Origin of the sequence: Metabacillus litoralis (assembly GCF_020524045.1) — a bacterium.
Taxonomy (GTDB): Bacteria; Bacillota; Bacilli; order Bacillales; family Bacillaceae; genus Metabacillus; species Metabacillus litoralis_C.
In genome coordinates, this window is the sequence record NZ_JAIVKL010000026.1 from 44,814 (window position 1) to 55,880 (window position 11,067).

Below are 11,067 nucleotides of genomic sequence, written 5' to 3' on the forward strand. Positions count from 1 at the left end.
AAGATTGTTTAAAAAATGGAACTTGCAGTAATCTGATGATCTTAAAGTGGGAATGTATGAATCTTATTCAAGAATTAAATGTATCATTGGGCTTTAGTTTATGAAGATTTGGTCTAAGAGCCTTATGTTTCTAAGGAAAAGACTTTGCTTCTCGAGCTGTAGATGTTATTATTAAAGTTGGAATGAATAATAGGTGGTAAGTTTGGTGGAGGTGTGTGTTTGTGTCTGAATCCAGCGCGACAACAGAAATCTTAATTCAGTTACCTCAAGCATTAGTATCAGAATTAGATGGACTAGTAAAACAGGAGAACGGAAACAGAAACGAGCTTATTTATCAAGCAACTAAAATGTACATTCGTGAGCGTAAAAAGCGCCAGATTCGCGAATCTATGAGACGTGGTTACATGGAAATGGCGAAAATTAATCTTAACATTGCATCCGAAGCATTTTTGGCAGAATCTGAGGCTGACCATACCGTTGAACGCTTAGTAAGCGGGGGTTAATCATTTGATTGTTAAACGAGGCGACGTGTATTTTGCTGATTTATCCCCAGTTGTAGGTTCGGAGCAAGGTGGCGTACGTCCTGTATTAATTATCCAAAATGATATCGGAAACCGCTTTAGTCCTACAGTTATAATAGCGGCAATTACGGCCCAAATTCAAAAAGCAAAATTGCCAACTCATGTTGAGATCGATGCAAAGCGTTACGGGTTTGAAAGGGATTCGGTTATCCTGCTCGAACAGATACGAACAATTGACAAGCAAAGGTTAACTGATAAAATCACTCATCTAGATGATGAGATGATGGATAAAGTGGATGAAGCCTTGCAAATAAGTTTAGGACTTATTGATTTTTAACTAATAACAACTAACTAAAAAATAACATAAAAAACAAAAAAGGTTGCTGAAAAAGCAACTTTTTTTATTAGTTGAACTTATTATTTTTCAAGTTAGTTTAATGAATACCACCATTTATATATCTGTATTAAATGGCGTGCGTTGTTGTATTCCTTTTGAATTCCTTTTTTTTGTGCAATAGAATCGGTATAATAAAAGAAGATAAGAGTTTGAATGATATTAAGGAGGAGTAAAGCAAGATGAATACATCGTCAAATCCATTTTTAACGTTTATACAAAACAACAGAGAAGATCTGCTAACTAAATGGACAGATACAATGAAAGCTTTAGATGATCCAAAAGTTTCCTCTGTTATTTCAGATCAAGTGTATACAAATACGTGTAATGAATATATTAATTTATTATTTAGTTCTTTTAGAGGTGAAGATAAAGAGATTACTAGTAAAATATCTGATTTCTCTCAACGAATTGTTCAACAAGGGTGGTCATTACGATATATTTCCACAAGTTTATCTGAATTCAATAAACTTTTGTTTTTTGAAATGACTGTTGAAGATACAGAAGAGGAAAAAATGAGCTTAGTATGGTCTTTTGATAAGTGGATTTCACCAATAAATAGTGAGGTACTCTATCAATATGCATCTTCATGGGAAAGAACAGTATCTTTACAAAAGATTGCTTTACAGGAGCTCTCCGCACCATTAATACCTGTATTTGAAAATATAACGGTTATGCCCCTTGTGGGAACGATTGATACAGAGCGAGCAAAACGTATTATGGAAAACCTTCTTCAAGGTGTAGTGAAGCATCGTGCAGAGGTCGTGTTAATTGATATTACTGGTGTGCCTGTCGTGGATACAATGGTTGCTCATCATATTATTCAAGCCTCTGAAGCAGTAAGACTTGTCGGTGCAAAATGCTTGCTAGTTGGAATTAGACCAGAAATTGCACAAACAATTGTTAATCTTGGAATTGACTTAAGTCAAGTGATTACGAAGAATAGTCTTCAAAAGGGAATCGAATCAGCATTAGAAATGACCAATCGACAAATTGTGTCAATGGAGGTATAGCATATGAATCCTAGAATACCAATTTTAAAATTACATAATTGTTTGCTCATTTCAATTCAATGGGAATTAGATGATCAAACGGCCCTTCAATTTCAAGAAGATCTTTTGCATAAAATACATGAAACCGGAGCAAATGGTGTAGTGATTGATTTGACCTCTGTTGATGTTATAGACTCGTTTATTGCTAAGGTACTTGGAGATGTTATTAGTATGTCAAGGCTGATGGGGGCAAAAGTAGTATTAACGGGAATTCAGCCAGCTGTAGCCATTACGTTAATTGAATTAGGCATTCAGCTTGAGGATGTCAAAACAGCATTGGATTTAGAAAAAGGTCTTGAAACATTACAACAGGAGTTGGGGGAGTAACCATGGAAAACCAATCCTGTGTTAAAATTGTCACTGAATGGGACATAGTTGCAGCTCGACAACTTGGTCGAAATGTTGCAAAAGAGCTTGGATTTGGCACAGTTGATCAAGCGAGAATTACAACTGCTATTTCCGAATTAGCTCGTAATATATATCTATATGCAGGACAAGGTGAAATGCGAATAGAACGCGTAAATGACCTTGGTAAAAAAGGGTTGAAAGTAGTAGCTCTTGATAATGGACCAGGAATTTCTGACATCCGAAGAGTAATGGAGGATGGATTTTCAACGTCCGGTGGCTTAGGTGCTGGATTGCCAGGTGTTAAGCGTTTAATGGATGGATTTGATATTACTTCCACAGTGGGTGAAGGGACAAATATCCAAGCTGTGAAGTGGCTTCGATAGGGGAGGACATAAATGGAATTTCGCGATTTTCTAGAGACAAAATATCGTGATCTGTTAAGAAATTATTTAAATGAACAAACAGAAACCGCTTTATATCAGGGACAAAAGTTTAGTAGAAAAACGATAGAGCATCAAATACCACCAGAAGAAATTATTAGTGCACATAGAAAAGTTCTACAGGAACTCTTTCCTGACATACAAACTGAAGTTCTTTCTTCCTTAGACTTTCTTCTTGAAGTAATGATGGGGTATGGTTTAGCTTACCAAGAACACCAAAGCTTACGTGATCAACAATTAGAAATAAGATCTGAAATTGAAATTGCGGCAAATGTACAAAAAACACTGTTAGAAACGACTGTTCCAAGCATAGATGCACTGGATATAGGTGCAGTAAGTGTGCCATCTAAACAAATGAATGGTGATTATCATCATTTTGTTCATGATGAACAAGGTGTCAGTATTGCTGTTGCTGATGTTATTGGAAAGGGTATACCTGCAGCGTTATGTATGTCTATGATTAAGTATGCGATGGATAGTTTTCCTGAATCACGTAAAAATCCTAATCAAATATTAGAAAATCTAAATAGAGTTGTTGAACGTAATGTAGATCCCAGCATGTTTATTACCATGTTCTACGGAATGTATAATGTTGTAGATCATATTTTCACATATGCTTCAGCAGGACATGAGCCTGGTTTTTATTATCATTCAAAAACAGACCACTTTGAGGATTTAATGACTAAAGGACTTGTGCTTGGTGTAGATCATAATGTTCAATACATACAATATCAACAAAAGGTTGAGGTTGGAGACATGGTTGTCCTGCTATCCGATGGAGTAACTGAGTCCCGAACAGAAGATGGCTTTGTAGAGAGGTCAGCAATTACCGATCTTATTATGAAATATAAGGATCTTTCCTCACAAGAAATTGTTGAAAAGATCTACCGATATTTTGAAAAAATTCAAGATCTTCAACTAAAAGATGATTTCACATTAATAATTATTAAAAGATTGGTTTAATAAGTATTAATACTGGGTATTTATTAGCATAAATGATCTTTAGAGGTGATGTCGGATGAATATGAAAATAGAAATAAATAAAGAAGATGACAAAACGATTGTTATGGTAGCTGGAGAAATAGATGCTTATACTGCACCAAAGTTAAGAGAAGCTTTAATTCCACTTGCGGAAGAAGAGAATCCTCATATTACTGTTAATTTAAAGAATGTTTCCTATATGGATAGCACGGGATTAGGAGTATTTGTAGGGTTGTTGAAAAATGTAAGAAAAAATAATGGTAGTTTAAATTTAGTGGAATTAACAGATCGCTTGGAACGATTGTTTAGTATAACAGGACTAAGTGACATCATTGATATATCTCCAAAATTAGAGGGTGGGTTACAATGAAGCAACTAGTAGATTATATAGAAATGAAGGTTCCGGCTAAGCCAGAGTTTGTGGGTATCATTCGATTAACACTTTCAGGAATTGCGAGTAGAATGGGTTATTCTTATGATGAGATTGAGGATTTAAAAATTGCAACGAGTGAAGCGTGTACAAATGCTGTTCAGCATGCTTATAAAAACAATGAAGAAGGCGAAGTTGTTATTGGGTTTGGTCTTTATGATGATCGCCTTGAAGTCATGATTGCTGATAATGGGAAAAGCTTTGATTTCGAAAAAACTAAAAATGATCTTGGTCCATATTCCTCTCAAAGTCCTGTTGATCAGTTACCAGAGGGAGGGTTAGGTCTCTATTTGATGGAAACGCTCATGGATGAAGTCCGTGTCCTAGTTAATTCAGGTGTAACGGTCTTCATGATTAAGTATTTAAGCGGGGAGCGAATAGAAAATGGCACAACCATCTCAAAGCATGAAGCTAACTAAAGAACAAGTAAGTGAGCTTATAATTGAGTTCCAGAAGACGGAAAGTAAAAGTGCCCAATTAGCGCTTGTTGAACATTATACTGGTTTAGTTGAAACGTTAGCTAAAAAGTATTCTAAAGGGAAAAGCTTTCACGAAGATCTTAGGCAGGTTGGAATGATTGGTTTGTTAGGTGCAATAAGAAGGTTTGACCCTACTATTGGAAAACCTTTTGAGGCATTTGCTATTCCTACAATAATTGGTGAAATCAAGCGATTTTTAAGGGATAAAACTTGGAGTGTACATGTCCCGAGAAGGATTAAAGAACTTGGTCCAAAAATTAAGGCAGCTGTTGATATCCTAACAAATGAAAATGAAAGATCACCTCAAGTTCAAGAGATTGCTGAATATATAGGGGTTACAGAAGAAGAAGTGTTAGAAACTATGGAAATGGGTAAAAGCTATCAGGCTTTATCTGTAGACCATTCTATAGAAGCAGATTCAGATGGAAGTACTGTGACGATCCTTGATATTGTTGGTACTCAAGATCAAGGATTTGAAAATGTGAATCAAAAGCTTATGTTGCAAAGTGTTTTACACGTCTTATCAGAAAGAGAAATGGAAATTATTGAATGTACTTTTATACAAAATAGAAGTCAGAAGGAAACTGGAGAACAACTGGGTATCTCTCAGATGCATGTGTCGAGATTGCAAAGGAGAGCCATCCAAAAGCTAAGAGAGGCTCTAGCGAAAGACATGCCATCGGAGATGAAACAATGATAGTAAAAGAATCAAATAAAAATATTGATACATTGGCTTTTCAACTTTCGAAAGAAGGTAAAATATGTTGTGGTGACAGTTTTTACATAAAAGCAACTGACGATTATTATATCTGTGCATTAGCTGATGGCTTAGGTAGTGGAGAACGAGCAAATGATTCCTCTTCGGCAATTAGTACATTAGTCGAAAATAATCATGCGGAAGATGTAGACGTATTAATTGACCTATGTAATAAAGAATTGAAGGATAAACGTGGAGCAACCGTTTCTATATTGAAATTCTTTTTCAAAAGCAAGCAGTTCACGTACAGTTCTGTAGGAAATATTCGATTTATACTCTGTACACCTTCTGGATCATTTATCTATCCACTACCTCTACTAGGCTACTTATCAGGAAAACCACAAAAATATCGCACTCATACGTACTCTTATGAAGAGGGCTCTAAATTTATTATTCATACAGACGGATTAGTTTTACCCGCCATTAAATCGCTTTTAAGAAATGGCGAATCGGTAGAAGACTTATCAAGATTATTAGATGAATTTACATTATCACGAAAAGATGATTTGACTTATATAGTCGGTCAACTGTTTTAATTTCTTAAAATAGTTGATCGACTTTTTTGTTTGAAAAATGGTCATTTCATAAGGCTGTTTTCGCAAACTTTGTTGCTTTTAGATACCCGATGCAATTAATAATGTATTATGTCTAGTGGCATCTTTTCTTCATAAAATAGTACAATAATAGTGAAAAAACACTGCTTTCAATCAAAATTTTAGTTTCATAGCAACATTCGTTCAACATAAGCCTTTCATAAGGGGATAAACCTTAGAAACAAATTGAGTTTGTGTAACTGTTTTAATAGAGCGCTAAAATTTGGTAAAATGTTAGAATGTATGATGAAGGAAACTGAATATGCATTGGTTAGTTTTAAAAAGGAATTTTGACTTGGAGGATTATAGATGATAGAAAAACAAGAGAAAATGGTGCAACAAGTTAGCAAAGAGCTTTCCATTAATGGTAAGCAAGTTGCTAGTGTAATTAAGTTACTAGAAGACGGTAACACAGTACCGTTCATTGCACGTTATCGAAAAGAACAAACGGGAGCACTTGATGAAGTGCAAATTCGTGATATATCTGATAAATGGACATACATACAAAATCTAGAAAATCGTAAAGAGGAAGTGTTGCGGTTAATAGAAGAACAAGGAAAGCTAACAAAAGAGCTTTCAGAAGAAATTCAAAAATCACTTAAGCTTCAGCAGGTTGAAGATTTATATAGACCGTATAAACAAAAACGAAGAACAAAAGCAACAGTTGCAAAAGAAAAGGGTCTAGAGCCACTCGCTGAATGGATTACTTCACTTCCTCAACAAGGAGATTTACAAAAGAAGGCGCTTGAGTTCATCAACGAAGAAAAAGAAGTGAATTCTGTTGACGATGCGATCCAGGGAGCGAAAGATATTATAGCTGAACAAATATCTGATGAGCCAAAATATCGTCAATGGATAAGAGATATTACCTTCAAAAGGGGATTCATCGCTTCTGCAGCGAAAGATGAGGAAAAAGACGAAAAGAATGTTTTTGAAATGTACTATGATTATGAAGAACCCATTCAGAAGATAGTACCTCATCGTATACTTGCGATTAATCGTGGGGAGAAGGAAGATATTTTAAGAATATCTGTCAAACCACCACATGATCAGGTTGTTGATTACCTTATAAAAGAAGAATTAAAAAACAATGTAACAATTGTAAGGGATGTTCTAATAGAAACGATTGATGATGCCTATAAAAGATTGATTCAACCATCGATAGAAAGAGAGATTAGAAAAGAATTATCAGAAAAAGCAGAAGATCGTGCCATTCACATTTTTTCAGAGAATTTAAGAAATTTGTTACTTCAACCGCCATTAAAAGGAAGAATGGTCTTAGGAGTCGATCCTGCCTATCGAACGGGTTGTAAATTGGCAGTAGCTGATGAAACAGGCAAAATGCTACATATTGATGTCATCTATCCACACCCACCTGTTAATAAAAAAGAAAAAGCAAAAGAGACGGTTGTAGCTATATTAAAGGATTATCAAATAGAAGTTGTAGCGATTGGGAATGGAACAGCATCAAGAGAAACAGAACAATTTATTGCAGACATTTTGAAAGAAGTAAAAGAAGAAGTGTCCTATTTAATTGTTAACGAAGCGGGAGCAAGTGTTTATTCGGCATCAGATTTAGCGAGAGAAGAGTTTCCGGATCTACAAGTAGAGGAAAGAAGTGCTGTATCTATCGCAAGGAGATTACAAGATCCATTAGCTGAGTTAGTGAAAATTGATCCGAAATCAGTAGGGGTAGGACAATATCAGCATGATGTTTCACAAAAAAAGCTTAATGATTCTTTAACATTTGTTGTAGAAACAGTTGTAAATCAAGTTGGTGTTAATGTGAACACAGCTTCATCTTCTTTATTACAATATGTAGCGGGCTTAAGTAAATCGGTTGCAAATAATATTGTGAAGAAAAGAGATGAGCTAGGAAGGTTTACAAATAGAAAACAGCTTAAAGATATACCTAGGCTAGGTGCTAAAACTTATGAGCAGTGTATTGGTTTCTTAAGAGTGGCAGATGGAGATCAGCTCCTTGATCGAACAGGAATTCACCCAGAGCGGTATGCTGAAGTGAAAAAGCTGCTAAAACAATTAAATGCATCTGATGCAGATTTAGGGTCTGCGGAATTAAATGAAAAGGTAAAAAGTTTAAATCTTAAAGAGGTATCTGAAGTACTTTCTATAGGTGAGCTAACGTTAAAGGATATTTGTGATGCGTTGGTTAGACCTGAGAGGGATCCTCGGGATGAAATTTCAAAGCCTTTGCTAAAAAAGGATATTCTTAAATTAGAAGATCTTAAGCAAGGAATGGAACTACAAGGCACTGTAAGGAATGTAGTCGATTTCGGTGCTTTCGTAGATATTGGTGTGAAACAGGATGGACTAGTGCATATATCCAAATTAAGCAATACATTTGTCAAACATCCGTTAGATATTGTCTCTGTTGGTGATGTTGTAACCGTTTGGGTAGATGAAGTTGATACAAAAAAAGGTAGAGTGGCTCTGACAATGTTAAACAATTAATTACTAAGGATTGTTGCTATTTGATATGTTTCTATAATTTAATATTAAGCCACTTAGCAACAATCTTTCAGAAAACGCCTTTAATATAGTTCTGTTAGTATGAAATGACGACCCCTCAATTACTATAAAGGTAGCTTCTGTTTGAAGAGGGGCTACATATTTTATGGTTTGTTGAAGGGGTCATACTATTATGAATTTGCCTCTTTTTCTCTATAGAAAAACCAACATTGATTAAGTAACTTGATTTGATAACGATTTTTTTCTAAAAAGGCACGTTGCATTTGATTTTGTAACCATGATGGCATTTGCTCATACCTCCTTAACCATTATAATGGTGTATAGGTGTTTATAATGTATGCAATGGACGAGTGCTATGTTCCATTTTAAAACGGGGGATTTATCGTGGATGATTTAAAACTTCAGAAATTAGTAGAAGATCTTTCTTTAAGTCTTTTTAACAAGAAATTCAATCATAAAGCAACCTTTAACAAAAGATTAAGAACAACAGGTGGAAGGTATATGCTTGGAAGTCACAATATTGATATTAACCCGAAGTACTATGTTGAACACGGTCTTGAGGAAATGGTCGGGATTATTAAACATGAGTTATGTCATTACCATCTTCATATAGAAGGTAAAGGATATAAACATGGTGATAAAGATTTTAAAGATCTTCTTATCAAAGTTGATGCTCCTAGGTTCTGTACCCCATTAATTGAGAAACCTAAACCTCAAAAAGCTAGTTTGATTTATAAATGTACTAGTTGTGGTCAAGAGTATAAGAGGAAAAGACGAGTGGATACATCTCGCTTGGTTTGCGGTAAATGTGCTGGTAAAATCTCTCTTGTTGATAGGGGTTGACTATGACAAGGAGGCTATGTTAAATTATAAAAGCCGTCGCTGATGGTGAAATAACTTACTTTAAATTATTGATTATGAGTCTTGACATGACTTATCTCAATCAATATAATAAAGAAAGTCTGTAATATTTATTCCGCAGTAGCTCAGTGGTAGAGCTATCGGCTGTTAACCGATCGGTCGTAGGTTCGAGTCCTACCTGCGGAGCCATATGGGGAAGTACTCAAGTGGCTGAAGAGGCGCCCCTGCTAAGGGTGTAGGTCGCGCGAGCGGCGCGAGGGTTCAAATCCCTCCTTCTCCGCCATATAAAAATATGGCCCGTTGGTCAAGCGGTTAAGACACCGCCCTTTCACGGCGGTAACACGGGTTCGAATCCCGTACGGGTCATTGTATATCTTAGAGGGTAGGAAGTGGGCGCACTTGTGGCTCGCCTCCTATTTCTTTCTGAAATGATATGTGATGATAAGCAGTGTGAGATTATTTATTATTGCTTTGGTTTTAAAGATGTAGAGTGAGGTTGTTTATTTTCACTTCGTTTTCAAGATTAAGATCAAAAGCAAGGGTGTTTATTTTCGCTTCGTTTTCAAGATTAAGATCAAAAGCAAGGTTGTTTATTTTCGCTTCGCGAAAAAAACTTGGTCCGGTAGTTCAGTTGGTTAGAATGCCTGCCTGTCACGCAGGAGGTCGCGGGTTCGAGTCCCGTCCGGACCGCCATTATATTTATTGGCAACAATTTCCACTTGTGATAACCGTTTTGATATGATATTATTTAACTCTTGTCACTTTTGAGAGTGAAAGGATATTAATGGGCTATAGCCAAGCGGTAAGGCATCGCACTTTGACTGCGACATGCGTTGGTTCGAATCCAGCTAGCCCAGCCATTTTTATTCATTTTATGTACTATATAAAATGAGCCATTAGCTCAGTTGGTAGAGCATCTGACTTTTAATCAGAGGGTCGAAGGTTCGAATCCTTCATGGCTCACCATTTACACACCATGCGGGTGTGGCGGAATTGGCAGACGCGCTAGACTTAGGATCTAGTGTCCTTGTGACGTGGGGGTTCAAGTCCCTTCACCCGCACCAAAGTTTTTTGCGAAAGTAAAATAACTTTCATATGTTTCGCGGTCGTGGCGGAATGGCAGACGCGCTAGGTTGAGGGCCTAGTGGGGGCGACCCCGTGGAGGTTCAAGTCCTCTCGGCCGCACCAAAAAAACATTTCAAAAAAGTTGTTGACTTTTAGAATGTGAAATGTTATGATATAAAAGTTGCTTCTTCGGAACAACAACTTAAAAATAATATTTGCGCCCGTAGCTCAATTGGATAGAGCGTTTGACTACGGATCAAAAGGTTAGGGGTTCGACTCCTCTCGGGCGCGCCATTGACGGGAAGTAGCTCAGCTTGGTAGAGCACTTGGTTTGGGACCAAGGGGTCGCAGGTTCGAATCCTGTCTTCCCGACCAGTCGAGACACTTTCGCGGGTGTAGTTTAGTGGTAAAACCTCAGCCTTCCAAGCTGATGATGAGGGTTCGATTCCCTTCACCCGCTCCAATATGATCTTTGAAAACTAAACAAAACCAAGCGTGCCAACGTTAATTTCGATTAACAAAAACGTACTATATAATAGTACAAAAACGAAACAACTATGAGCAAGTCAAACACTACTTTATTGGAGAGTTTGATCCTGGCTCAGGACGAACGCTGGCGGCGTGCCTAATACATGCAAGTCGAGCGAATTGATGGG

13 protein-coding genes, 11 tRNA genes and 1 rRNA gene are annotated in these 11,067 nt (G+C 36.6%); 24 read left to right on the forward strand and 1 reads right to left on the reverse strand.

Annotated elements, in window-relative coordinates; translation table 11 throughout:
- Positions 1–221 precede the first annotated feature (221 nt).
- From LC076_RS22555 to LC076_RS22605, 11 genes are all read left to right on the forward strand, one after another.
- Complete coding sequence (locus LC076_RS22555) at positions 222–503, forward strand: CopG family ribbon-helix-helix protein (RefSeq protein WP_026562079.1); 282 nt, start codon at positions 222–224, stop codon at positions 501–503.
- Between the two features lie 4 nt (positions 504–507).
- Complete coding sequence (ndoA, locus tag LC076_RS22560; protein ID WP_026562078.1) at positions 508–858, forward strand: type II toxin-antitoxin system endoribonuclease NdoA; 351 nt, start codon at positions 508–510, stop codon at positions 856–858.
- Positions 859–1,097: 239 nt separating this feature from the next.
- Positions 1,098–1,928, forward strand: a complete 831-nt coding sequence (locus LC076_RS22565) for an STAS domain-containing protein (protein ID WP_226671383.1) — start codon at positions 1,098–1,100, stop codon at positions 1,926–1,928.
- A 3-nt stretch (positions 1,929–1,931) separates the two neighbouring features.
- Positions 1,932–2,294 carry an STAS domain-containing protein gene (locus LC076_RS22570; protein WP_226671384.1) on the forward strand — a complete coding sequence of 121 codons (363 nt, stop codon included), beginning with the start codon at positions 1,932–1,934 and terminating at the stop codon, positions 2,292–2,294.
- Positions 2,295–2,296: 2 nt separating this feature from the next.
- Positions 2,297–2,698 carry an anti-sigma regulatory factor gene (locus LC076_RS22575; RefSeq protein WP_226671385.1) on the forward strand — a complete coding sequence of 134 codons (402 nt, stop codon included), beginning with the start codon at positions 2,297–2,299 and terminating at the stop codon, positions 2,696–2,698.
- A 12-nt stretch (positions 2,699–2,710) separates the two neighbouring features.
- Positions 2,711–3,718, forward strand: coding sequence for a PP2C family protein-serine/threonine phosphatase (locus tag LC076_RS22580; RefSeq protein ID WP_226671386.1), 1,008 nt, complete (start codon positions 2,711–2,713; stop codon positions 3,716–3,718).
- 55 nt (positions 3,719–3,773) lie between these two features.
- Positions 3,774–4,106, forward strand: coding sequence for an anti-sigma factor antagonist (locus LC076_RS22585; protein WP_226671387.1), 333 nt, complete (start codon positions 3,774–3,776; stop codon positions 4,104–4,106).
- Complete coding sequence (rsbW, locus tag LC076_RS22590; protein ID WP_226671388.1) at positions 4,103–4,585, forward strand: anti-sigma B factor RsbW; 483 nt, start codon at positions 4,103–4,105, stop codon at positions 4,583–4,585. The genes LC076_RS22585 and rsbW overlap by 4 nt, the downstream gene beginning before the upstream one ends.
- Complete coding sequence (sigB, locus tag LC076_RS22595; RefSeq protein ID WP_226671389.1) at positions 4,551–5,342, forward strand: RNA polymerase sigma factor SigB; 792 nt, start codon at positions 4,551–4,553, stop codon at positions 5,340–5,342. The genes rsbW and sigB overlap by 35 nt, the downstream gene beginning before the upstream one ends.
- Entirely contained in the window at positions 5,339–5,938 is a 600-nt protein-coding gene (locus tag LC076_RS22600; protein WP_226671390.1) for a PP2C family serine/threonine-protein phosphatase, read from the forward strand. The genes sigB and LC076_RS22600 overlap by 4 nt, the downstream gene beginning before the upstream one ends.
- A gap of 369 nt (positions 5,939–6,307) precedes the next feature.
- Positions 6,308–8,467, forward strand: a complete 2,160-nt coding sequence (locus LC076_RS22605) for a Tex family protein (protein ID WP_413466025.1) — start codon at positions 6,308–6,310, stop codon at positions 8,465–8,467.
- Positions 8,468–8,655: 188 nt separating this feature from the next.
- Here the strand turns inward: LC076_RS22605 and cmpA are convergent, their stop codons facing one another.
- Positions 8,656–8,772, reverse strand: coding sequence for a cortex morphogenetic protein CmpA (cmpA, locus tag LC076_RS22610; protein WP_146950745.1), 117 nt, complete (start codon positions 8,770–8,772; stop codon positions 8,656–8,658).
- Between the two features lie 97 nt (positions 8,773–8,869).
- On the opposite strand from cmpA, the gene LC076_RS22615 reads away from it, so the two are divergent.
- From LC076_RS22615 to LC076_RS22675, 13 genes are all read left to right on the forward strand, one after another.
- Positions 8,870–9,328, forward strand: a complete 459-nt coding sequence (locus LC076_RS22615; RefSeq protein WP_226671392.1) for a SprT family protein — start codon at positions 8,870–8,872, stop codon at positions 9,326–9,328.
- A 132-nt stretch (positions 9,329–9,460) separates the two neighbouring features.
- A tRNA-Asn gene (locus LC076_RS22620) sits at positions 9,461–9,535 on the forward strand.
- Between the two features lie 3 nt (positions 9,536–9,538).
- Positions 9,539–9,629: transfer RNA gene (locus LC076_RS22625), tRNA-Ser, on the forward strand.
- Between the two features lie 11 nt (positions 9,630–9,640).
- A tRNA-Glu gene (locus LC076_RS22630) sits at positions 9,641–9,712 on the forward strand.
- Between the two features lie 250 nt (positions 9,713–9,962).
- Positions 9,963–10,039 (forward strand) — tRNA-Asp (locus LC076_RS22635).
- Between the two features lie 92 nt (positions 10,040–10,131).
- Positions 10,132–10,206, forward strand: a tRNA-Gln gene (locus LC076_RS22640).
- Between the two features lie 30 nt (positions 10,207–10,236).
- Positions 10,237–10,312: transfer RNA gene (locus tag LC076_RS22645), tRNA-Lys, on the forward strand.
- A 12-nt stretch (positions 10,313–10,324) separates the two neighbouring features.
- Positions 10,325–10,410 (forward strand) — tRNA-Leu (locus tag LC076_RS22650).
- 38 nt (positions 10,411–10,448) lie between these two features.
- Positions 10,449–10,534, forward strand: a tRNA-Leu gene (locus LC076_RS22655).
- Positions 10,535–10,628: 94 nt separating this feature from the next.
- Positions 10,629–10,705, forward strand: a tRNA-Arg gene (locus tag LC076_RS22660).
- A gap of 4 nt (positions 10,706–10,709) precedes the next feature.
- Positions 10,710–10,786: transfer RNA gene (locus LC076_RS22665), tRNA-Pro, on the forward strand.
- Between the two features lie 14 nt (positions 10,787–10,800).
- Positions 10,801–10,874, forward strand: a tRNA-Gly gene (locus tag LC076_RS22670).
- A gap of 115 nt (positions 10,875–10,989) precedes the next feature.
- Positions 10,990–11,067: ribosomal RNA gene (locus LC076_RS22675) — 16S ribosomal RNA — on the forward strand; the annotation flags it as partial.